This window comes from Bacillus sp. 1NLA3E, from assembly GCF_000242895.2.
Classification (GTDB): Bacteria; Bacillota; Bacilli; order Bacillales; family Cytobacillaceae; genus Bacillus_BU.
This window is the reverse complement of the sequence record NC_021171.1, coordinates 163,159-187,300: the sequence shown is the minus strand read 5'-3', so window position 1 is coordinate 187,300 and position 24,142 is coordinate 163,159. Positions and strand designations below refer to the sequence as shown.

Genomic DNA, 24,142 nt, shown 5'->3' with positions numbered 1-24,142 from the left:
TTAATTCACCCCTTCAAAGATCGACAAAATTTCTTCTGCTGTTGTAGCGTTAACCAACTTTTCGATATTTTCTTCTTCAGAGCAAACGATGGCAATGTTAGATAGAATGTCTAAGTGTTCATTATTTTTTCCGGCAATTCCGATGAGAAGCTTGACGATATTTCCGTTGCCAAAATCGACTCCTTGTGGAACTTGAATAAATGAAATACCAGATTCTTTAACAAACTGCTTTGAATCTTCTGTTCCGTGTGGAATAGCCAAAAAGTTCCCCATATAAGTAGAGGTCAATTCTTCCCTTTCAAGCATTTTCTCGATATAGCCTGCATCCACATAGCCTTTGTCAACAAGGATACTACCCGTTAATCTAATTGCTTCTTCTTTTGTCCCCACAGTTTCATTTAAGCGAATGTTATCTTTAGTTAGAATTGAGTTTGACATATTTATACACTCCTTATTTCCAGTAATTTCTCGTTAAAAAATGTATCAAATCTTGCAGTTAATAGGGCTAAAATTTTCTCATCGTCATTTGATTCAAAAATGGTGATACTTTCTTCGCTTTCTATTAATAAAGAGCTTACATAACTTAATACTTCTAAAGCTCCTTCGGATGCCACCTCTGGGGATAACAGCAACACAATCTGGTTCATCTCCATGATTGAATCATCCATGCCCCGAACCTTTATCGGCTCACGGGTGACATAAATGGTGAAGGATGGTGTAATGACGTGTGTCGATCGAGCATGAAAGAGTGCCATTGTTGTATCAGGAATCCCTAAACCTCCGAGATTTTCCCGTTCAACGATTGCATGAACAACCTTATCAATATCATCGATTAGCTGTTTATCATATAAATCTTGGCAAGCCTGGATTAATATTTCTTTAGTCGTTAAACCCGCTTCCACTTCTTTCATGTCGAAGTCCTGTAATATAGCAGTAATGGCTCCGGCATACTCTTGCAAATCGTACATTTCTTTTAGTAACTTTTTGGATGTTTTCTTGCTCATCCTCTCCGCTTGCGGAAGGTCTAGCTTGGTGTCGCGTCCATTCGTATTGAAACGCTCTTTGATAAAACTACGAATCTTTTCTATTTCTTCTTTATTTAAAATGGGACTGACTAAGATATATTCCATATGAAAATCTGGAATAGGAATCGTGGATATAATCAATTGATAATCCCATTTGTCTAACTTAATTAGATCAAGAACAGATGCACTTTGAATTTCCTTCATCTCCGGAAATTCTTTTTGTAATCTCGTCACAAGCATTTTGGATGTCCCAATGCCACTGGAACATAAAACTAAGGTTTTTATACTTTTAATTTCCTTATTCCCAAGCACCGCTGCACCAAAATGCATGACCAGATAACCTGTTTCTTCTTCTGGAACGATAAACTCCGAAAACACCTCATCAGTTGCTTGTTTCACAATTGAAAATAGTTCGCCATAATCTCGTTTAATCCGATCAAGTAATGGATTGCTTATCCCCATATTTTGTTTAAGGCGAAATATGGCCGGTTTTAAATGCATCGCTAATCCTTCGAATAACGACCGGTTGGTTGATAAGTCTCGTCCTAACCGATTCCCCACATTTTGAATGAGATTTTTCGTCTTTAGCGCAATCTGTAAGCTGGTGTCTTCGATCAAATATTCTTTATCGTGACGTAATTTAGCACCTTTTAAGTGCATCGTAATATAACCGATCTCTGCCTCTGGTATGTTAATTTGAAAAACCTGCTCCAGTTCCTCAACTATCTTTTCTGCAAATTTATATTCTTTGGTTGATTTTTGATTTTCAAGGTAGGATGTATCAATAGAGATCCCTTCCCCTTTTTGAATTCGTTCAACTGCAAGCGCCAAATGAACAACTAAACCAATATAGGCACTATCAGCCATTGAATACGGTAAGTCCTGATTGATCGACTCAATTACCTTTTCAACGATGATGAGTTTGTTCTTCTCGACAAGACCTAAAAGTCGTTCCGAAATCGTATTGATCTGCTGCGATGGCCGTTTTTGAATATTTTCCCTTGCCAGCGCTAAAATTTCTGACTCATCTAGATGCTCGGCAATGATGCCCCGCATCGCTCTTCTTTTAGAACTTTCTGGGCCTTCTATTTCTACGCCATACCCTCTTCTTCGAATTAGTAATAATCCAAGTGAGGAAAGCCGCTCCTCTAATTTCGTCAAATCGTTACTAACTGTTGCAATCGTCACATTTATATCATTTGCGAGCGCAACTAGCTTAACAGGTCCATTTGACTCCAATAAAGCACACAAAATCATCGTTTGCCGTTCATCAGGGGTATACTCTGTATGAAAGAGATTAAACAAAAAAAGTTCAAGTTCCCGAATCTTACCTTTATCTCCCGTCACTTGGACGCCAACACCTGACTTCTTTTGTAAGGAAAGGTCGTATTCTGTTAAAATATCTTCTACATTCTTTAAATCACGATGGACGGTCCTTCCACTCACACCAATTTGATCAGCGAGGTCTTTCACAGTTAACTCATTCGTTTCTGTTAGCAAGATTTCAAGGATTTGTCTTTCTCTTGCGGAAATATACATATTCCTCACTCCGTGGGTACAGTTTACTAAAACCTCGTCCTCCATTCATATCATGTTGACATAATTATCATTTGATATTCACAATATAATAATATAGTGGTATAACGCTCTAAACAACAAGAGGAAAAGTCGATTTAGTCAGAAGAGTTGTTGACAAAATTTTAATGGCTATATTATTCAAAAAAACTTTGTTAAACTAGAATGTTGATTTCCGTTCCAGGCACTCGCTTTCCGCGGGCGGTCCGGGAGCCTCCTCGGCGCTTTCACGCCTGCGGGGTCTCCCGTGACTCGCTTCTCCCGCAGGAGTCTCGCGCCTTCCACTCCAATCAACATTGTTCAAAAAATCAACATTGAGCTTTAACACAGCCTTCGAAAGAAATGAAAAGCCTAGCTGTCGTTATTCAGCTAGGCTTTTCCTAATATTATTTCTTAAAGCTATCTACTAATTCATCATATTTAGGACTATTTAAGAAGTTTTCAACTGAGATGTGCGCAGCATTTGGAAGTTTAGCCTTGGCACGGTCTGTTAAATCCTTATGGGTAATAACCACATCAGCATCAGCAGGTAGATTGTTAATAGCTGTGTTAATTACATTAATATCAAGCCCTGCTTTTTTCATTTTATTTCTTAGGATGGAAGCACCCATGGCACTTGAACCCATACCTGCATCACAAGCAAACACAATTTTGTTTACTTTATCAGTATTAATAGCAGCTTCATTGTTTAACATAGAAGTTACCGAGCTTTTCTTACCTTTCATTTCTTCCATTTTTGCTGCTGCAGAAGTAAGATCTTCCTCTTCATCAGTCGCTTTACTTGTTTTTAGGATCAATGCTGCTACTGCAAATGACACTACTGTAGCCACTAACACACCTGCAAGAACTCCTACATAATTTCCTTTTGGAGTCATTGCAAGTAGAGCGAAAATACTGCCTGGTGATGGAGCTGCAACTAAACCTGCATCCAAAAGATTGAAGGTGAATACGCCACTCACGCCACCAGCCATAGCTGCAAAAATTAACATTGGCTTCATTAAAATATATGGGAAGTAAATTTCATGAATACCACCAAGGAAATGGATAATCACTGCACCAGGAGCTGTTTGTTTTGCTGCTCCTTTGCCAAATAACCAGAAAGCAAGTAGAATTCCTAAACCAGGACCAGGGTTTGTTTCTAACAAGAACAGAATCGATTTGCCTGCTTTTGCTGCTTGATCAATTCCTAATGGACTTAGAATACCATGGTTTATAGCATTATTTAAAAATAGTACTTTTGCTGGTTCAATAAAGACGTTTGCTAAAGGTAACATGTTATGGTCGACAATAAATTGAACGCCTGATGCTAGTACTTTACTCAAACCTTCAACAACTGGTCCGATACCTTTATATGCTAATAACGTCAACGCACCGCCGAGAATTCCAGCTGAAAAGTTGTTAACAAGCATTTCAAAGCCTGATTTAATTTTTCCATGAAGAGCTTGGTCAAGCTTTTTGATCATAAAACCACCTAGTGGTCCCATTATCATAGCTCCTAAAAACATCGGGATATCTGTACCAACGATCACACCCATCGTTGCTGTAGCACCAACAACACCACCACGGATATCATAAACCATTCTACCACCGGTAAAACCAATTAATAATGGCAATAAAAACGTAATCATTGGTCCAACTAACTTAGCTAGATCTGCATTAGGCAACCAGCCTGTTGGAATGAATAAGGCAGTTATAAGTCCCCATGCCATGATTGCACCAATATTCGGCATTACCATGCCGCTTAAATAACTACCGAATTTCTGGATCTTAACTTTAACATCTGATTTATCTTTAACCGATTGGTTCATTATGTTAAATCCCCCTTCAATATGTCTTGTTTATCTTTCTATCTTTATATTAAAGCGTTTGCAAAGCTAAATCTATTTATACAAAATCGCATTTTGTCATTGTGATTGTTGCCAAGATTATTATTTTAGGCAAACAAAAAAGTAATGAAGTGGGCCATTAAATCCGTACCATGTAAAAAGAAATAAAGAGAATCGGGATAATACCCAATCAAAAAGTGACAAAAAGGATGCACTAGTTATCGCTGATATGGTGAAGAATGGTTACTATTCCATCGTTCTTCCAACTTCTGAATCATTTGAAAAACTTCGAGTTCTTATGTCTAACCGTGAGGTGATTGTTAAGTCGTCAGTTCAATCAACCAATTAAATCGTTGGGTAGATATTGTCTTTTCAGAGCTTCGACAAGTGGTTAAAGACGTGACAGGTAAAGGGGCAATTGCAAGCCTTGGCTTATTTCCACCCCCACCGAATTGCGTTTAATACAACCTGACATTTTGTTGAATTTTTGTCACAATAAAACATAAAAATTATTTCAATTTAACATATAATTAATTCGAGATTTATTAATTAAAAGTGTGAGGAGGAGAAAAAATGGCACAAGCATGTGGTTGTGGAAACACCAAAAATCCTAACGGAAACTGTGATGGTTCTCACGCAAATAATAACTGCAAAAAATAAAGAAAAAAGGCTGTCCTTTTTGTTGATTAAAGCAAATTGGACTGCCTTTTTTATACAAATTAATCAATGCATACAAGTTCTGAGCAAAATCCCTTTTTTGCCTCTTTATTATATAAACGCTTTTTGTTCAAAATGGTTTCGTTCATTCCACAAACTGGTTTACTATCTTAAAATAGAATTACATTAATATTAACAATAATGAATGCATCCTCAACTATTGATGATGCAAACACAATAAATTACTAAGAAGACTGTAAACCAAGATTATTCGGAAGTTTAAAGTTTCGAGGAGACAAAAATGAAGATTAATGAAAGATCATTAATAGAAGGATTATCATATGCTTTGGACGTGGCTGAGAAAAACTATTTCTCTCACTCAAAACATGTTGCCTACACATCATTTATGATCACTAAGGAATTAAAATTACCAAAGGAACAACAAAAAGATATTTATTATGCTGCCTTATTGCATGACATAGGTGCAAGTAATTCCACTTCAATTGAAGATCACTGTGTAGTTGGCAGAGATATCATGAAAAATCTTCCAGTAAAAAAAATAATCTCAGAATATGTTTTTTACCATCATGAGCATTTTAATGGCACTGGACCGTTTCAATTGAAAGGAGAAGAAATTCCATTACCTGCGCAAATTATATGTTTTGCAGATTTGTTTGATACTAGCTTTAGACTCCCAGAAAACTTGAATTCAGCTACGCTAAACGAAATAAGTGGTTGGATGAATGATATTCAAACTCTTTTTGACCCATTAATATTGACTACTTTTCATAAACTAATCAAGAAGGAATATCTCCTCTTAGACTATTTCAATTCTGATTTTAATATGATCTTATCTAGAAGAATAGAAATACAAGAGAAATATTTGGATATGGAAAGTATAAAAAGGTTTGCACACGCATTTTCTGAAATTATTGATAGAAGGAGTCCTTTTACCTATCGTCATTCTGTTGGTATTTCTGATTTAGTTACCAAAATAACGAAAAAGTTAAGTTATGATTGTGAAATTCAAAATAAAATGTATGTTGCAGCTTTATTGCATGATGTAGGTAAGTTAGCCATTTCTAATGATATATTAGATAAAGAAGGCAAGCTAACTGAGCAGGAACGTTTTGAAATTAATAAACATGCATATTACACCAGATGGATATTAGAACAAATTGACGGATTTGAAGAAATTACGGAGTTTGCATCCAATCATCATGAAAAGCTTAATGGACATGGCTATCCTTTACATTTATATGGTAATCAAATAGGAGAACTAGATAGGATAATGGCCATATGTGATATCTATCAAGCATTAACCGAGGAACGATCTTATAGAAAGCAAATGCCAATCGAAAAAGTTTGGGCAATTATTGATGAAATGGTTAACCGTAATGAATTAGATGAAGTTTTAGTAAGTAAAATAAAGACTATTTTAAAATAAAAGTAAAAGAGTCCTCCCCTTCATGGAAGACGGGGACTCTTTGTCTTCCACAGAATTGGGTCTAGAAGTAATTTTGATTATAATATGACGAATAATAAATTCAATTCCTAACACAGGAATTAAAGACAACATTTGAATCCAAATAGGACTAAATGATATTCCTAAAATTATATTAGGTGAGTAAATAAGTCCTATTGTGACAAAATCTGCTGTAAAGGCAAATGGGACAAACGAAAAACGAGGATTCTCCCCATCCGCATATTTATAAGCATCGTATATTGCAAACATATAAACACAGGGATAAAACATAGGCCATTGGTGATCCACCACTACTACAGCTTCTTTTGATTTTCCCAAGAAAACTAAACGTGATACCCTGGTAAAAAAACTTCTAACATTAATAGTAAATTCTAAAATGATAAACAAAGTGGCCATTTAAGAGTTGACCAAATCCTGGAAAAGCAACACTCCAGAGAATTGCTTCTAACTTATACGTTTTCTTCATAGTATCAACCTTTAAGATTCGGTTATATCTTGCTTACCTTTTAACTTATCTAATAGTTTTAATACACAAACCCTCTTATCGTAAACAAAGTAAAATTAACACTGGCAAAAGTATGGACAGGTGACCCAAAATTATCAATGTATGATTTTTTGACCCAAACCACACTTAAATTGGGAAAAATAATATATCATAAATGATGTTAGTCATCCCTTCTAAGGGTTCAAATACTTTTGATCATTACTAGGCAATATATATATTTTCGATAAAAAAAGCCTGATTGAATAAATGTATGAAGTATCTTTTTTCTTCTCTTCTAACCGCTTCCCGTCAATAGTAAACGTAACATCATTCTTGTAAATTAAACTATGTAATATTAGTCAATAAAATGTACAAACTCTCCAACAGGCTTTCGATATCCCCGTGGACGAATATTATGTGTGGTCATTTTCCCTATCGGAATCATTAAGATTGGTTGATGATGTTCTGGAATACCATAGATTTTTTTAATTTCCTCGGCATTTTGCACATGCATTGGACATGTATCCCACCCTTTATCCTTTGCAGATAACATAAAGAGCATGGCAGATAAGCAAGCATTTCGGATGTTATCTTCTTCAACAAATTTAGGATTATTTTCAAAAAGGTTATTAATTAATTCAATGGTTCGATTATATTCACATTCGTCAATAATTCCCAATATTTTCATTCCTTCGTACAAGTGAGGAGCTTCTTTGTACCCTTCTTTATTTCCACACACTATTATCGTGGCAGAAGCACTATAGGTTTTGTGCTGTCCAAATGATGCTTCTTTAACCTTTGCTTTCTTTTCCTCTGATGTGACGACATAATAATGCGTTGTTTGAAGATTGTAACTGGAGGGATGGTTCTTAACGGCCTCAAAAATATCTCTTAATTCATTTACTGTAATTTTAATATTTGTTTGGAAGTTTGTGGCCGACCGTCTTGCTTTAGCTAATTCAATAAACTCCATTTTTTATACACATCTCTTTCTATCCTTACTATTATTTTCCGAAAGCACCATTAAAAATATCTTCAAATAAAATATCTCAAGGATGAGATAATAATAAAACGTAGCTTCTTTTATGTCAATAAACTATATTTTATTACTATAATTTCTGTTTTAATATTACTAAAGGGATATTGTAGTCATATTCGATAAACATTTCTTCTCCTCCGAATTCAAAAGAACCCTATCAATTCAATCTTAGATAGGGTTCTTTTGATGTTGTAAATTCTTATTTAATTAAGCAAATCTAAAAAAATTGTTAAACAATAAAATGTAGGTTCCTGACTTTATTGTTATTTCCAATCATTCTTGTCATTCAACAATAAAAACTAATTTCACTTACCCTTATTCAACGGTTACGCTCTTTGCCAGGTTTCTTGGCTTGTCGACGTCACATTCACGGTGAAGTGCAGCATAGTAAGCAAGCAATTGCAATGGTACTACAGAGATAAGAGGTGTTAATAGTTCATTCACTTCAGGAAGTATGAAACGATCTCCGTCTGTTTCTAGCCCCTTCATGGAAATGATACATGTATTGGCACCACGAGCAGCGACCTCTTTGACGTTGCCGCGGATATTCAAACTAACTAGATCTTGAGTTACTAAGGCTATAACCGGTGTGCCTTCTTCGATTAATGCAATCGTACCATGCTTTAATTCACCACCAGCAAAACCTTCCGCTTGGATGTAGGAAATTTCTTTAAGCTTCAATGAACCCTCTAGACAAACATAGTAGTCAGCGCCACGACCAATGAAGAAAGCGTTACGTGTTGTCGTCATGTATTCCCAAGCCATTGCTTCAAATACATCTTTAGAATCAACTAACCCTTCCATTACATTGGCAATGATTCCAAGCTCATGAACTAAATCAATATCAAGCTCCAATCCTCGATAACGACCAACTACTTCAGAAAGAATGGCTAATACAGCAATTTGCGCTGTGTAAGCCTTCGTTGAGGCAACCGCAATTTCAGGACCAGCATGAAGCAACAAAGTATAATCCGCTTCCCTTGAAAGAGTGGATCCTTGGACATTGGTAACGGTTAAGGCTTTATGGCCTAATTCTTTTATTTGAACTAGAACGGAACGACTATCTGCTGTTTCACCACTTTGGGAAATGAAAATAAATAGCGGCTTCTCAGAAAGAAGTGGGATATTATAACCAAATTCACTAGCAATATGAACCTCAACAGGGATTTTGGCCATTTTTTCGATTAGCTGCTTACCAACCAAACCTGCATTATACGAAGTTCCAGCCGCAATAATGTAGATTCTGTCAGCAGCTGCAACCGCATCAATAATATCCTGGTCAATCGTTAATAAGCCTTGTTCATTCTGATACGTTTGAATAATTTTACGCATAACAAGTGGCTGTTCATCAATTTCCTTAAGCATATAGTGGGGGTAGGTTCCCTTTTCAATATCACTGGCATCAAGTTCAGCAGTATACGGTTTACGGGTCATTACGTCACCGTTTAGGTTTTGAATGGTTACTCCGTCTTTCGTAACAATAACCATTTCTTTATCCATTAATTCAACGTACTGATTCGTTACTTGAAGCATTGCCATTGCATCACTGGCAACCACATTGAAATCTTCACCTAATCCAACTAAAAGCGGACTCTTATTTTTTGCAACAAAAATAGTTGCTTCGTTTTGATTGTCTAAAAGAGCAAGTGCATAAGATCCCTTTAATAGTGTTAGCGTTTTACGTAACGCTTCTTCAACAGTTAAGCCTTGACCAACAAATAGTTCAATAAGTTGCACAATGACTTCTGTATCCGTGTCACTTTTCAAAGTAGTATCCTGTAAATACTCGCGCTTTAGAAGATCATAATTCTCAATAACTCCATTATGAACAAGGGTGAAACGGCTAGAATTACTTTGGTGTGGGTGAGCATTGACTTTGCTAGGCACGCCGTGGGTAGCCCAACGAGTATGACCAATTCCTGTGTTGGTAGCAACGGTTGTGTCAACAACCTCTCTCAAGTCAGCAATGCGTCCTTTTTCTTTAAATACTTGAACACCAGCGCCTGTCATAACAGCGATTCCAGCTGAGTCATATCCTCTATACTCCAGCTTTTCTAAGCCCTTTAATAGAATTTCCTTTGAATCTTGACTTCCTATATATCCAACAATACCGCACATTCGTGTGTTCCTCCTTGTTAGACAAGGGGGCAAGTTGCCTTTGGGGGCGGGACTCGCCCCCTTATCTCTGTGTTTTATTTTTATGTCAGCTAGGTTTTCCCCTAACCTTCTCGCGCATGTTCCTTTCTTTTGTCCATCAGGTTACCCCGGTGTTTTGGAAAAAAGGAATTTCGGTTGTGCGTCATCAACCGGGAGGCATCCGCCGAATGTTCGATAAACCTCCTCCTCGTCAACTAATCTACTCTGATTAGTTCAGGCGCTTCTTATATTCGTATTTTTAACCTACTATCCTCCTTAAAAAAGCATAGAAATGCAGGATAATCATATAACAGTTTTCCCTATTAGTCAATTGTTGAACAATCCAAAAAATTGGAAAATCTCAATTCAATCACCTAGGTTCCCTGCAGTTCAACATTTATCCCCTAATAAAAAATATGCATAAGGAGAACCAATGGTTCCCTTATGCATATCCCACTTATTCTTCAGTTAAACCCATTTCGTCTTTGACAACTTCAGCGATTGCTTTAGCAAAGGCTTGGCAGCTTTCTTCAGTCGGTGCCTCAACCATGACCCGAACTAAAGGTTCTGTTCCGGACGGACGAACAAGGACACGACCATTCCCGTTCATTTCTGCCTCCACAACATCAATAACTTGCTTCACTTTTTCATTATCTGTTACATGATATTTATCAGTTACTTTAATATTGACCAATGCTTGCGGGAACTTTTTCATTTCTGCTGCAAGCTCTGACAATGGTTTTTCTGTAACTTTCATGATGTTTACAAGCTGCAACCCTGTTAGAAGTCCATCCCCTGTTGTATTATAATCAAGGAAAATAATATGCCCTGACTGCTCCCCACCGAGATTATATCCATTCTTTCTCATTTCCTCTACAACATAACGATCGCCAACGGCTGTTTGAACGCTTTGAATATTATGTGCTTCCAATGCCCTATAAAAACCAAGATTACTCATTACCGTCGACACAACGGTGCCATGCTTTAATCTACCTTGCTCTTTAAGATATTTTCCGCAAATATACATGATTTGATCGCCGTCGACTATCTCACCATTTTCGTCTATGGCTATTAAACGATCCCCATCACCATCAAAAGCAAGACCTATATCAGCACCTTTTTCTTTAAGAAAAGCGGCTAAGCTTTCAGGGTGGGTTGAGCCAACACCCTCGTTAATATTCAAGCCATTCGGAGAGGCTCCCATCGTGGAAATGTTCGCATCCAAATCGGCAAATAAGTAAGTTGCCAATGATGAAGTGGCTCCATGTGCGCAGTCTAGAGCAACATGAATTCCTGAGAAATCCTCATCCACCGTTTGTTTTAAGTACTGCAGATATTTTTGTCCGCCTTCAAAATAATCATTAACTTGTCCAAGTTTTGCTCCAACTGGTCGTGGGAGTTCGTCAGCTTCCAAATCTAATAACTGCTCTATTTCTAATTCCTGATCATCTGATAGCTTAAAGCCGTCAGGACCGAAAAATTTAATTCCATTATCGGCAACCGGATTATGTGAAGCAGAAATCATAACTCCTGCCTGTGCACCAAGTGCTTTTGTTAAATATGATACTCCTGGAGTCGAAATAACGCCTAATCTCATCACTTCCGCACCTATGGACAACAACCCGGCAACAAGTGCCCCCTCAAGCATATGGCCTGAAATTCGTGTGTCCCTTCCGATTAAAACCTTTGGACGGTCTTTATCCTTTGTTAACACATATCCTCCAAATCGGCCTAATCTAAATGCTAGTTCCGGTGTTAATTCGCTATTTGCAATCCCGCGAACACCATCGGTACCGAAATATTTTCCCATTATGACTATCTCTCCTTCATCAATTCCTAGGTTTTAAACTTCTTTTTTGACAATCGATACTGTTGCAGTTTCCCTCTCCAATTTGACTGTAACGTTGTTGGGACCATTTGTAGAAATTGGAACTTCATGGTCTCCTTCAGTTAAATTGGTGATATTTACCGAAACTTCAAAATCAGAGGCTGTTAATGGCCCTACCACTTCACTTGGTCCCGAAACCGAAAGGTATATTTTACCGCTCGATGGATTCTTAAAAATTAAGTCGTATAATGCCCCTAACCCCTCAGGTTTAATCGAGACATTAGAGATTGTTTTTTGTTCTTCTTTTTTCACCTTAATGGTCGCCTTTACGACTTCTGGTGTTACTTTTGTGACACCATCTGGTACGATGACTGGTACAGTTATCACTGTATCTTCAGTTATCTTACTGATATCTACCTCTACTCGTACACTCTCTGTTGCTTTGACCACATCATCTTTACCAGTTATTTTTGCTTCCTTAATATCCAGGGTGATATCATCAATTGAAATACCATTTTGAGCTGTTCCTGTTTGAATAACATGAATCGGAACAGACTTATTTGAATTTTTAACTGGGATCGTGACCTTAACTGTTGCTGGTTCAATGGTAACATTCAGTTTATTCAATTGCTGATCAAGTACTAATACCTGTGCTTGTTTTACAATCGTTTCTTGTATTGGTCCCTTTACATCAACTGTTGCCTTTACATAATTGATTTTCTCAATATCACCTTTTGCACCAGTTATCTTGACCTTATTTGGTTGAACTACAGGAGGATCAGCTATATAACCCTCATCTAGTAAGTTACGATTATATTCTGCTTCTACTTTAAATTCCTTTGTTACTTTTTCTTGGACAGATACATTAGCGGTTGCCGGATTAACCGTCACCTTCAGTTTATCTGATATATTCTTTACTTTTATTTTTACCTTTTGTTTTCCAATTTTAGCATCCGTTAAATCGACATACACTTCAAAATCCTTTATCGACTTAGCTGTCTGTACAATACTTTTTGGCCCTTGAATAGTGAGTTTCACCGTATTAGGAACACCCGAAACCACAAAATTCTCTGTATCGAAGTAACTTTTTACTGGCACATCTTCAATGGTTTCCACCTTTTGACTAGCTGGAACGTTCTCATCTGTTGCTTTATTTCCTCCTCCATCTGGTACGGATGAAAAAAGGAGAAAAGCTAGTACTAAAGCTACACCTTTCAAAAACCATGGATTATCCATTAGTTTATCCATTTCTTTTTCCCCTCCAGTTCCAACGAGCGGAAGAAGTTGGTTTTAATTTAAACCTACTAACCAATTCATTCTCTAATAACATTTTAAAAGCTTCCAAAGTCAAATCACGATGTAATTCGCCATTTTTGGTTAACGATATATTTCCTGTTTCTTCAGACACTATGACAGTAATACTATCTGTTACTTCACTTATCCCAAGTGCAGCCCGATGACGAGTTCCTAATTCTTTTGAAATAAATGGACTTTCTGATAATGGTAAATAGCATGCTGCTGCAGCTACAAGATTTCTTTGAACAATCACTGCCCCATCATGAAGCGGGGTATTTGGAATAAAAATATTAATGAGCAACTCTGATGATATCTTCGAATTTAATTCAATTCCCGTTTCGATGTAGTCACTCATCCCCGTTTCTCTTTCAATGGAAATAAGTGCACCAATTCTACGTTTAGCCATATAATCCGTCGCTTTTACAATCGCTTCGATAATTTTGTCCTGGTCCTCTTCCTCTGGAGTACCGCTTCTTGAGAAAAACCTACCCCTACCTAGTTGTTCAAGCGCTCGGCGAAGCTCCGGCTGAAAAATAATAATAATAGCAAGGAATCCCCAGGTTAGTGCTTGTTCCATTATCCAGCTTAATGTGTTAAAACCCATATTGTCACTGATAAACTTCACAAGTAGGATGACAAAAATACCTTTCAACAATTGGACAGCTTTTGTTCCTTTGATTATATTGATTAGCTTATATATAACGTACCAAACAAGGAGAATGTCGACGATATCGGCTAAAGAACCCCATATACTAAAATTTGCTAACGACATTGTATTTCCCCCAACATTATAGTGGAAAGCGAAAACGCCCTCGATCAACAAAGATCCATATCCACCTAAGAAAATCTTCACACTATGAGATGGATTAGCTCTAAATTAGTTACTGATATTTAAAAAACTAATATGTTAAATTGATTATAGCCATATGTAACTTTTTTATTATACCATACCTCCCTAAACTTTTATGATTCTTTGTCATTATTGAGGATTTTCCCCCTGAGGTTACAAAAGGGAACATATGACTTTCAAACCAAATCTAATTTAGAAACAGTCACCCATTTTGAGTGACTGTCCTATTTTTCTCCACTATTAAAAACTGATAACATATCATTTGAGGTTTTTTTAATATGATACCATAACCAATCAAATACTTTATTGACCTCTTCAATGTCACCCGTAACCTTCCCAGCAGAAGCAACGTACTGGTCACCGTTTATCACCGTTACATCACCCTGTACTTCCCCTTCTATTCTTAATTTCCCATTTTTTACGATAATGTCACCTTTAACAATCTCGCCTTTTGGCACAGTTACCATATTATTATCAACGACTAAATTTGACTGCTTTGAAACAGAAAATTTTTGATCCTTCTCCCAACTCGAAATAAGGCTACCTGTCATCAATATGATAAATAATGAGGCAGCTGTTAATATTGGATGAAAGGCCAACCAACGCTGGAAACTATTTTTCTTCATTTCATTAGGAAGGTTTGCCATTACCTTTGCCGTAAAGTCTTTAGGTGCTTGTATTGTGGATGTACCTAGACAGTGGAATATAGCAGTTGTCTTTTTAATTTGCTCGAAAAATGCCTTACAATCCTTACAAGTATCTAAATGTTCTTGTAAAACCTTTTCACTTTCGGGTGAGATATCATCATCTAAAAGGCCATGTATAAGTTGGATTACTTCTTCTGGACATTTCAAGGTTTTCACCCTCTCATTAAACATACCGTAATTGATGTCGTAGCGCTTCGCGTCCACGATGAATTCTTGTTTTAACCGTCCCAAGCGGTAACTCCAAAATTTCACTAATCTCGTTTAACGAAAGCTCTTCAATATATTTTAGGATAATTACTGCTCGGTACTTATCCGGCAATTTGGATATTTCCTTCTGAATCTGGTCTTGAACCTCTAGGGTTTCAAGTTCTTCTTCCGGTAAAGCCGTATCTGCAGGTATCTGTGAATACATGGTTAAACCCTCTGTTCCTGACACCTCCGCATCTAAATAGTAATCAGGCTTTTTCTTCCTCAGACGGTCAATACACAGATTTGTTGCTATACGATACAACCATGTCGAAAATTTCAATTTGATATTAAAGCTACTAATATTTACATAAGCCCGGATAAAAGCCTCTTGAGCAATGTCTTCAGCTTCATGACGATTTCCTAACATTCGAAAACAAAGATGAAATACTTTATCTTTATATATCTCAACAATCTCCCCGAAAGCGTTTTGGTCGCCTTTTAGTACCTGCTTTATCCTTTTCTTTACGATTTCTTCCATTCATTTACCTCCGCTCTATGCGGCTATACGATATTACGAATCGATAGCAGAAAAGGTTTCATTTTCTTTAAAATTTTTTCTCCCTTTATCTTAGCAAATCTCTCTTAATAAGTTTAGAACAATCTTGCCGTGAAGTAATAATTATTTATCCTCTCTTTCCAAATTCTCTCTCAAAACCAACATATACACAGAAAAGAGCTACCGCAAAACTCGGCAACTCTTAATTTTGGTTATTAATCATGACTCTTAAAAGATATTATTGTTCAAACCCTTCATTACTATAAGAGTTTTTCACCAAACAAGGAACCCATTAAAGAAACAGCTACGGTAGCTGTTTTATTTTTTTCATCTAAAATCGGGTTTACTTCCACAAATTCTGCAGAAGTAATAATATTTGCTTCAGAAAGCATCTCCATCGCCAAATTACTCTCACGATAACTGATCCCGCCTATAACAGGTGTTCCCACCCCAGGTGCATCGTTTGGGTCTAATCCATCGAGATCCAATGATAAATGAACCCCGTCAGTTTTATCCTTTAAATAGTCAATCGTTTCTTCCATGACTTTTGTCATTCCTAAACGATCAACTTCATGCATGGTGTAAACCTTTATACCTTTTTCTTTAATTAATACTTTTTCTCCGTCATCTAATGCCCTTGCCCCAATAATAACAATATTTTCGGGCTTGATTTTCGGACAATACCCTGCAATTTCAGTGAGAGTAGGATGGCCAATTCCAATACTAATAGCCAATGGCATACCATGAATATTTCCTGATGGAGAGGTTTCTGCTGTATTTAAGTCACCGTGGGCATCATACCAAATGACACCCAAATTTTGATAATGTTTTGCCACCCCTGAAAGGGTCCCAATCGCAATACTATGGTCTCCACCAAGGACAAGTGGAAATGATCCAGCGCTGACCACCTCATCTACCCTTTTTGCAAGGAGCTCGCTTTTTTCGGCAACAAGTTCTAGATTTCGTAAATTGGTGTCCTTCCTGACGACAACTTCTGGTCTTCCAATTGGAATATCTCCTAAATCATCTATCTCATATTGTAAAGTTTTTAGTCTTTCAATCATCCCTGCATATCTCATCGCACTTGGACCCATGTCAACTCCTCGTCGTAATTGCCCCAAGTCCATCGGCATACCAATAATCGAAATCTTTCTCATCGACTTTTCCTCCTCGTGCCTTTTATATATTTTAACTGTTCTGAATTTAATCACCCTTCTATTGTAACCTCTTGGAATTAAATGACTCAACTCAACAAAGTTCTGTATATATATACAGAAAAAGACCTTAATCCAAAAGGATTAAGGTCTTTAATACATAATGAGCCATGAAGGACTTGAACCTTCGACCCTCTGATTAAAAGTCAGATGCTCTACCAACTGAGCTAATGGCTCGTAATGGCTGGGCTAGCAGGGATCGAACCTACGAGTGACGGAGTCAAAGTCCGTTGCCTTACCGCTTGGCTATAGCCCAATAAATTAATTAATAATTTCAAAATAAAAAGGACACCAATTTACTTGTCCATTTTCTTGATATTAAAATGGTGGAGGGGGACGGGTTCGAACCGCCGAACCCCAAGGGAGCGGATTTACAGTCCGCCGCGTTTAGCCACTTCGCTACCCCTCCAAAAAATGGTGCCGGCGAGAGGACTTGAACCCCCAACCTACTGATTACAAGTCAGTTGCTCTACCAATTGAGCTACCCCGGCAAACTTTTGAAAAATATATGGTGGAGGATGACGGGCTCGAACCGCCGACCCTCTGCTTGTAAGGCAGATGCTCTCCCAGCTGAGCTAATCCTCCACATTTTGGTGACCCCTACGGGACTCGAACCCGTGTTACCTCCGTGAAAGGGAGGTGTCTTAACCACTTGACCAAGGGGCCATTATAAAATTCCTATAAGAGCTCCCAACCGGACTCGAACCGGTGACCTCTTCCTTACCATGGAAGTGCTCTACCTGCTGAGCTATGGAAGCATAATACCAAGCCCATAAACCTTTGGTCTATTTAAAAGTTTGGCTCCGCAGGTAGGACTCGAACCTACGACCATTCGGTTAACAGCCGAATGCTCTACCACTGAGCTACTGCGGAATAATAATAATAATGGAACAGCCCGGCAACGTCCTACTCTCACAGGGGGAGAACCCCCAACTACCATCGGCGCTGAGAAGCTTAACTTCCGTGTTCGGTATGGGAACGGGTGTGACCTTCTCGCTATCGCCACCAGACTATTTTTTTCATAAGACATTATTTATTATAATGACTTTTTGAAGTTTTGCAAGAGAAATTTTCATTCCCTCAAAACTAGAAAATGCAGAAGAAGTTGTAAAACCAATAACACCTTTTTTGGTTAAGTCCTCGATCGATTAGTATCAGTCAGCTCCACACGTCACCGCGCTTCCACCTCTGACCTATCAACCTGATCATCTTTCAGGGATCTTACTAGCTTGCGCTATGGGAAATCTCATCTTGAGGGGGGCTTCATGCTTAGATGCTTTCAGCACTTATCCCTTCCGCACATAGCTACCCAGCTATGCCTTTGGCAAGACAACTGGTACACCAGCGGTGCGTCCATCCCGGTCCTCTCGTACTAAGGACAGCTCCTCTCAAATTTCCTGCGCCCACGACGGATAGGGACCGAACTGTCTCACGACGTTCTGAACCCAGCTCGCGTACCGCTTTAATGGGCGAACAGCCCAACCCTTGGGACCGACTACAGCCCCAGGATGCGATGAGCCGACATCGAGGTGCCAAACCTCCCCGTCGATGTGGACTCTTGGGGGAGATAAGCCTGTTATCCCCGGGGTAGCTTTTATCCGTTGAGCGATGGCCCTTCCATGCGGAACCACCGGATCACTAAGCCCGACTTTCGTCCCTGCTCGACTTGTAGGTCTCGCAGTCAAGCTCCCTTGTGCCTTTACACTCTACGAATGATTTCCAACCATTCTGAGGGAACCTTTGGGCGCCTCCGTTACTCTTTAGGAGGCGACCGCCCCAGTCAAACTGCCCACCTGACACTGTCTCCTACCCCGATCAGGGGTATGGGTTAGAATTTCAATACAGCCAGGGTAGTATCCCACCAATGCCTCCACCGAAGCTAGCGCTCCGGCTTCTACGGCTCCTACCTATCCTGTACAAGCTGTACCAAAATTCAATATCAGGCTACAGTAAAGCTCCACGGGGTCTTTCCGTCCTGTCGCGGGTAACCTGCATCTTCACAGGTACTATAATTTCACCGAGTCTCTCGTTGAGACAGTGCCCAGATCGTTACGCCTTTCGTGCGGGTCGGAACTTACCCGACAAGGAATTTCGCTACCTTAGGACCGTTATAGTTACGGCCGCCGTTTACTGGGGCTTCGGTTCAAAGCTTCGCCTTGCGGCTAACCTCTCCCCTTAACCTTCCAGCACCGGGCAGGCGTCAGCCCCTATACTTCGCCTTGCGGCTTTGCAGAGACCTGTGTTTTTGCTAAACAGTCGCCTGGGCCTATTCACTGCGGCTCTTCAAGGCTATTCACCCTAAAGAGCACCCCTTCTCCCGAAGTTACGGGGTCATTTTGCCGAGTTCCTTAACGAGAGTTCTCTCGCTCACCTTAGGATTCTCTCCTCGCCTACCTGTGTCGGTTTGCGGTACGGGCACCTTTTATCTCGCTAGAGGCTTTTCTAGGCAGTGTGAAATCAGGAACTTCGGTACTATATTTCCCTCGCTATCACAGCTTAGCCTTCACGGTAACGGGATTTTCCTCGCTACAAGCCTAACTGCTTAGACGCGCATATCCAACAGCGCGCTTACCCTATCCTTCTGCGTCCCCCCATTGCTCAAACGATAAAGAGGTGGTACAGGAATATCAACCTGTTGTCCATCGCCTACGCCTTTCGGCCTCGGCTTAGGTCCCGACTAACCCTGAGCGGACGAGCCTTCCTCAGGAAACCTTAGGCATTCGGTGGATGGGATTCTCACCCATCTTTCGCTACTCATACCGGCATTCTCACTTCTAAGCGCTCCACCAGTCCTTACGGTCTAGCTTCAACGCCCTTAGAACGCTCTCCTACCACTGACATCTAAGATGTCAATCCACAGCTTCGGTGATACGTTTAGCCCCGGTACATTTTCGGCGCAGAGTCACTCGACCAGTGAGCTATTACGCACTCTTTAAATGGTGGCTGCTTCTGAGCCAACATCCTGGTTGTCTAAGCAACTCCACATCCTTTTCCACTTAACGTATACTTTGGGACCTTAGCTGGTGGTCTGGGCTGTTTCCCTTTTGACTACGGATCTTATCACTCGCAGTCTGACTCCCACGGATAAGTCTTTGGCATTCGGAGTTTGTCTGAATTCGGTAACCCGATGAGGGCCCCTAGTCCAAACAGTGCTCTACCTCCAAGACTCTTACAACGTGAGGCTAGCCCTAAAGCTATTTCGGAGAGAACCAGCTATCTCCAAGTTCGATTGGAATTTCTCCGCTACCCACACCTCATCCCCGCACTTTTCAACGTGCGTGGGTTCGGGCCTCCAGTAGGTGTTACCCTACCTTCACCCTGGACATGGGTAGATCACCTGGTTTCGGGTCTACAACCACATACTCATTCGCCCTATTCAGACTCGCTTTCGCTGCGGCTCCGTCTTATCAACTTAACCTTGCATGTAATCGTAACTCGCCGGTTCATTCTACAAAAGGCACGCCATCACCCATTAACGGGCTTTGACTACTTGTAGGCACACGGTTTCAGGATCTATTTCACTCCCCTTCCGGGGTGCTTTTCACCTTTCCCTCACGGTACTGGTTCACTATCGGTCACTAGGTAGTATTTAGCCTTGGGAGATGGTCCTCCCTGCTTCCGACCGGATTTCTCGTGTCCGGCCGTACTCAGGATCCACTCAGGAGGGAACGAAGTTTCAACTACAGGGTTTTTACCTTCTTTGACGGGCCTTTCCAGACCTCTTCATTTACCCCGTTCCTTTGTAACTCCATGTTGAGTGTCCTACAACCCCAAGAGGCAAGCCTCTTGGTTTGGGCTATTTCCCGTTTCGCTCGCCGCTACTCAGGGAATCGCATTTGCTTTCTCTTCCTCCGGGTACTTAGATGTTTCAGTTCCCCGGGTCTGCCTTCAATACCCTATGTATTCAGGTAAAGATACTACTCCATTACGAGCAGTGGGTTTCCCCATTCGGAAATCTCCGGATCAAAGCTTACTTACAGCTCCCCGAAGCATATCGGTGTTAGTACCGTCCTTCATCGGCTCCTAGTGCCAAGGCATCCACCGTGCGCCCTTTCTAACTTAACCTAAAGGTTAATCTCTTATTATATAAGAGAGAAAAAAACTAATGTGGTGTTTCTCGGTCTTACATTCTTCTTACGATTATCTAGTTTTCAAGGAACAAAAAAGCTTTAAGAGATTGCTCTCTCAAAACTAAACAAACAAACCATCAACATCACATCACTATAAGTGTTGTGTTCCGATTGTCTTTACGACAATATCCTTAGAAAGGAGGTGATCCAGCCGCACCTTCCGATACGGCTACCTTGTTACGACTTCACCCCAATCATCTGTCCCACCTTAGGCGGCTGGCTCCTTACGGTTACCCCACCGACTTCGGGTGTTACAAACTCTCGTGGTGTGACGGGCGGTGTGTACAAGGCCCGGGAACGTATTCACCGCGGCATGCTGATCCGCGATTACTAGCGATTCCAGCTTCATGTAGGCGAGTTGCAGCCTACAATCCGAACTGAGAGTGGTTTTATGGGATTGGCTCGACCTCGCGGTTTTGCAACCCTTTGTACCACCCATTGTAGCACGTGTGTAGCCCAGGTCATAAGGGGCATGATGATTTGACGTCATCCCCACCTTCCTCCGGTTTGTCACCGGCAGTCACCTTAGAGTGCCCAACTGAATGCTGGCAACTAAGATCAAGGGTTGCGCTCGTTGCGGGACTTAACCCAACATCTCACGACACGAGCTGACGACAACCATGCACCACCTGTCACTCTGTCCCCCGAAGGGGAACGTCCTATCTCTAGGAGTGTCAGAGGATGTCAAGACCTGGTAAGGTTCTTCGCGTTGCTTCGAATTAAACCACATGCTCCACCGCTTGTGCGGGCCCCCGTCAATTCCTTTGAGTTTCAGCCTTGCGGCCGTACTCCCCAGGCGGAGTGCTTAATGCGTTAGCTGCAGCACTAAAGGGCGGAAACCCTCTAACACTTAGCACTCATCGTTTACGGCGTGGACTACCAGGGTATCTAATCCTGTTTGCTCCCCACGCTTTCGCGCCTCAGCGTCAGTTACAGACCAAAGAGCCGCCTTCGCCACTGGTGTTCCTCCACATCTCTACGCATTTCACCGCTACACGTGGAATTCCGCTCTTCTCTTCTGCACTCAAGTTCCCCAGTTTCCAATGACCCTCCCCGGTTGAGCCGGGGGCTTTCACATCAGACTTAAAGAACCGCCTGCGCGCGCTTTACGCCCAATAATTCCGGACAACGCTTGCCACCTACGTATTACCGCGGCTGCTGGCACGTAGTTAGCCGTGGCTTTCTGGTTAGGTACCGTCAAGGTACCGGCAGTTACTCCGATACTTGTTCTTCCCTAACAACAGAGCTTTACGACCCGAAGGCCTTCTTCGCTCACGCGGCGTTGCTCCATCAGACTTTCGTCCATTGTGGAAGATTCCCTACTGCTGCCTCCCGTAGGAGTCTGGGCCGTGTCTCAGTCCCAGTGTGGCCGATCACCCTCTCAGGTCGGCTACGCATCGTCGCCTTGGTGAGCCGTTACCTCACCAACTAGCTAATGCGCCGCGGGCCCATCTGTAAGTGACAGCCGAAACCGTCTTTCAGCTTTTCCTCATGAGAGGAAAAGGATTATCCGGTATTAGCACCGGTTTCCCGGTGTTATCCCAGTCTTACAGGCAGGTTGCCCACGTGTTACTCACCCGTCCGCCGCTGATATCAGGGAGCAAGCTCCCATCAATCCGCTCGACTTGCATGTATTAGGCACGCCGCCAGCGTTCGTCCTGAGCCAGGATCAAACTCTCCAAGAAAGTTGATTGACTCATAAAAGTTACGTTGGCTAGTGTCATGACCGAAGTCATTCACACTATAAAAAATTATATTGTTGACGTTTGTTTGTTTAGTTTTCAAAGAACAATTTGTTTATCGTCTCTCAGAGGCGACTTTATTAATATAACATACCGCCATTAACACTGTCAACAATTATTTTTCTTTACTACTAACTGTTCAGCAGCGACGTTTATTAATATACCAAGAATTCATTTATTCGTCAACAGGTTTTTCATTATTTATTTAATACTTTTTAACCCCTTTTGGCTTGTTTCTGTTTAGACGGCATATATCGAAAACATTCCACAGGTGGTGCCACCCGCTTAAAGAGTGAAAATAGGATTTTATATCTTTCTTCCATCGCCCTTTTAACAACATGTTCAATTCTTTCATCCTTTAAATCAAATAATATTTCATCCATTTCCCTTTTTATCAAATACCTGATTTCACTTTCCTCTTTTCCGCTAATCATCATTCCTATCATGAAAACACTCCTTAAAAATATAAATTTTTTTGTAGTGTTTTCCACAATTGGTTTTTTTATTACTGAATTATTATCATAACAACGGATACACCGCATAGGATAGGATTGAGTGAATGGGACGAGGTGATGAGAATGAACTTCTTTTTTGTATTAAATGGAAAGACAGTGAAACATGTCTTTTTGATCATGGTTGCTGCTTTCTTTACCGCCTTTTTCATGTATATGGAAAACGTCTTTCATCTTGCGGTTTTTACAGCTAAGGATGGCCCAAAGGCGATTTACATGGGTGAAAAAGACGTGGCTCTAACTTTTAACATCGGTTGGGGTGATGAAAAGGCTGAGCCAATTATCGACATTTTAGCAAAGGAAAATGTAAAATCAGCAACATTCTTTCTCTCCGGTTCTTGGGCTGAGAGACACCCTGATCTTGTTGAACAAATTGTAAAGAATGGATTTGAAATCGGCATTTTAGGCTATTCTTATCAAGATTACACTGAGCTCGACGACGCAAAGGTTAGAAAAGATTTATTATTAGCTCAAGAGGCATTTAAAAAATTAAATATTAAAGGTATTGGAGTGGCGCGGGCACCAACCGGTCATTTTGATCAAAGGACACTTAAAATTGCTGACCAATATGGATTTACAATTGTTCATTGGAGTATTGATTCAAAGGATTGGACAAATCCCGGGGTAGATGAGATACAAAAAAATGTGTCCAAAGCAAAAAAGGGTGACATTATCCTTTTTCACGCCTCCGATTCTGCCAAACAAACAGCAAAGGCACTCCCATCGGTAATTCAAGAATTACGGAGTAAGGGACTGAAATTTGTATCAGTTTCGGAAATGATTGCAAATGGAAATGCACAATCTTCAGAAATAAACTAAAAAAAGGCCTAAGCCCTATTATAGTCATTATCAGAGGTTCATGTTCATGTTCATGCTCCTGATCATGACTA

General features: G+C 40.2%; 15 protein-coding genes, 8 tRNA genes, 3 rRNA genes and 1 pseudogene. 3 read left to right on the top strand and 24 right to left on the bottom strand.

Features of this window, described 5'->3' with window-relative positions; all coding sequences use genetic code 11:
- The 3 genes from B1NLA3E_RS01015 to B1NLA3E_RS01005 all read right to left on the bottom strand — a co-directional run bounded on the left by B1NLA3E_RS01015 (position 1) and on the right by B1NLA3E_RS01005 (position 4,408).
- Entirely contained in the window at positions 1-438 is a 438-nt protein-coding gene (locus tag B1NLA3E_RS01015) for a PTS sugar transporter subunit IIA (RefSeq protein WP_015592016.1), read from the bottom strand.
- Positions 439-440: 2 nt separating this feature from the next.
- Positions 441-2,564 carry a BglG family transcription antiterminator gene (locus B1NLA3E_RS01010; RefSeq protein ID WP_015592015.1) on the bottom strand — a complete coding sequence of 708 codons (2,124 nt, stop codon included), beginning with the start codon at positions 2,562-2,564 and terminating at the stop codon, positions 441-443.
- Between the two features lie 422 nt (positions 2,565-2,986).
- Positions 2,987-4,408, bottom strand: coding sequence for a PTS mannitol transporter subunit IICB (locus tag B1NLA3E_RS01005; protein ID WP_015592014.1), 1,422 nt, complete (start codon positions 4,406-4,408; stop codon positions 2,987-2,989).
- A 157-nt stretch (positions 4,409-4,565) separates the two neighbouring features.
- Here B1NLA3E_RS01005 and B1NLA3E_RS24580 point away from each other — a divergent pair.
- Positions 4,566-4,873 (top strand): annotated as a pseudogene (locus B1NLA3E_RS24580) (IS110 family transposase); the annotation flags it as partial.
- A gap of 511 nt (positions 4,874-5,384) precedes the next feature.
- Positions 5,385-6,530: an HD-GYP domain-containing protein gene (locus tag B1NLA3E_RS00995; protein WP_015592012.1), complete on the top strand. Its 1,146-nt coding sequence runs from the start codon at positions 5,385-5,387 to the stop codon at positions 6,528-6,530.
- On the opposite strand, the gene B1NLA3E_RS00990 is transcribed toward B1NLA3E_RS00995, so the two are convergent.
- The 21 genes from B1NLA3E_RS00990 to B1NLA3E_RS00890 form a co-directional block, all read right to left on the bottom strand.
- Entirely contained in the window at positions 6,522-6,965 is a 444-nt protein-coding gene (locus B1NLA3E_RS00990) for a hypothetical protein (protein WP_015592011.1), read from the bottom strand. The two genes, B1NLA3E_RS00995 and B1NLA3E_RS00990, sit on opposite strands and share 9 nt — an antisense overlap.
- Positions 6,966-7,408: 443 nt before the next feature.
- The gene (locus tag B1NLA3E_RS00985) at positions 7,409-8,026 is read right to left on the bottom strand and encodes a nitroreductase family protein (RefSeq protein ID WP_015592010.1); all 618 of its coding nucleotides are present in this window, start codon (positions 8,024-8,026) and stop codon (positions 7,409-7,411) included.
- Between the two features lie 381 nt (positions 8,027-8,407).
- On the bottom strand, positions 8,408-10,210 hold the full coding sequence (glmS, locus tag B1NLA3E_RS00980) for a glutamine--fructose-6-phosphate transaminase (isomerizing) (protein WP_015592009.1): 1,803 nt from the start codon (positions 10,208-10,210) through the stop codon (positions 8,408-8,410).
- A 475-nt stretch (positions 10,211-10,685) separates the two neighbouring features.
- Entirely contained in the window at positions 10,686-12,038 is a 1,353-nt protein-coding gene (gene glmM, locus B1NLA3E_RS00975; RefSeq protein ID WP_015592008.1) for a phosphoglucosamine mutase, read from the bottom strand.
- Positions 12,039-12,071: 33 nt separating this feature from the next.
- Positions 12,072-13,304 carry a CdaR family protein gene (locus B1NLA3E_RS00970; protein WP_015592007.1) on the bottom strand — a complete coding sequence of 411 codons (1,233 nt, stop codon included), beginning with the start codon at positions 13,302-13,304 and terminating at the stop codon, positions 12,072-12,074.
- Entirely contained in the window at positions 13,297-14,124 is an 828-nt protein-coding gene (cdaA, locus tag B1NLA3E_RS00965; protein ID WP_015592006.1) for a diadenylate cyclase CdaA, read from the bottom strand. Before cdaA ends, B1NLA3E_RS00970 begins: the two co-directional genes overlap by 8 nt.
- Positions 14,125-14,426: 302 nt before the next feature.
- Entirely contained in the window at positions 14,427-15,056 is a 630-nt protein-coding gene (locus B1NLA3E_RS00960) for an anti-sigma factor family protein (protein ID WP_041580208.1), read from the bottom strand.
- 16 nt (positions 15,057-15,072) lie between these two features.
- The gene (gene sigW / locus B1NLA3E_RS00955; RefSeq protein ID WP_015592004.1) at positions 15,073-15,636 is read right to left on the bottom strand and encodes an RNA polymerase sigma factor SigW; all 564 of its coding nucleotides are present in this window, start codon (positions 15,634-15,636) and stop codon (positions 15,073-15,075) included.
- Between the two features lie 278 nt (positions 15,637-15,914).
- The gene (rocF, locus tag B1NLA3E_RS00950) at positions 15,915-16,811 is read right to left on the bottom strand and encodes an arginase (protein WP_015592003.1); all 897 of its coding nucleotides are present in this window, start codon (positions 16,809-16,811) and stop codon (positions 15,915-15,917) included.
- Positions 16,812-16,972: 161 nt separating this feature from the next.
- Positions 16,973-17,045: transfer RNA gene (locus B1NLA3E_RS00945), tRNA-Lys, on the bottom strand.
- 4 nt (positions 17,046-17,049) lie between these two features.
- A tRNA-Gln gene (locus B1NLA3E_RS00940) sits at positions 17,050-17,124 on the bottom strand.
- Positions 17,125-17,192: 68 nt separating this feature from the next.
- A tRNA-Tyr gene (locus B1NLA3E_RS00935) sits at positions 17,193-17,277 on the bottom strand.
- Positions 17,278-17,283: 6 nt separating this feature from the next.
- Positions 17,284-17,359: transfer RNA gene (locus tag B1NLA3E_RS00930), tRNA-Thr, on the bottom strand.
- Positions 17,360-17,377: 18 nt separating this feature from the next.
- Positions 17,378-17,453 (bottom strand) — tRNA-Val (locus B1NLA3E_RS00925).
- A 6-nt stretch (positions 17,454-17,459) separates the two neighbouring features.
- A tRNA-Glu gene (locus tag B1NLA3E_RS00920) sits at positions 17,460-17,534 on the bottom strand.
- 19 nt (positions 17,535-17,553) lie between these two features.
- Positions 17,554-17,626, bottom strand: a tRNA-Thr gene (locus B1NLA3E_RS00915).
- 40 nt (positions 17,627-17,666) lie between these two features.
- Positions 17,667-17,741: transfer RNA gene (locus B1NLA3E_RS00910), tRNA-Asn, on the bottom strand.
- A gap of 20 nt (positions 17,742-17,761) precedes the next feature.
- A 5S ribosomal RNA gene (gene rrf / locus B1NLA3E_RS00905) occupies positions 17,762-17,878 on the bottom strand.
- A 118-nt stretch (positions 17,879-17,996) separates the two neighbouring features.
- Positions 17,997-20,933, bottom strand: a 23S ribosomal RNA gene (locus tag B1NLA3E_RS00900).
- A 200-nt stretch (positions 20,934-21,133) separates the two neighbouring features.
- Positions 21,134-22,683, bottom strand: a 16S ribosomal RNA gene (locus tag B1NLA3E_RS00895).
- Together the 16S, 23S and 5S rRNA genes with 8 tRNA genes alongside form the textbook arrangement of a ribosomal RNA operon.
- A 272-nt stretch (positions 22,684-22,955) precedes the next feature.
- Positions 22,956-23,186 (bottom strand): hypothetical protein, encoded by a 231-nt coding sequence (locus B1NLA3E_RS00890; protein WP_015592002.1) that lies wholly within the window; start codon positions 23,184-23,186, stop codon positions 22,956-22,958.
- Between the two features lie 132 nt (positions 23,187-23,318).
- On the opposite strand from B1NLA3E_RS00890, the gene pdaB reads away from it, so the two are divergent.
- A complete protein-coding gene (pdaB, locus tag B1NLA3E_RS00885; protein WP_015592001.1) occupies positions 23,319-24,071 on the top strand; it encodes a polysaccharide deacetylase family sporulation protein PdaB in 753 nt (250 codons plus the stop codon).
- The last annotated feature ends 71 nt before the right edge of the window (positions 24,072-24,142 follow it).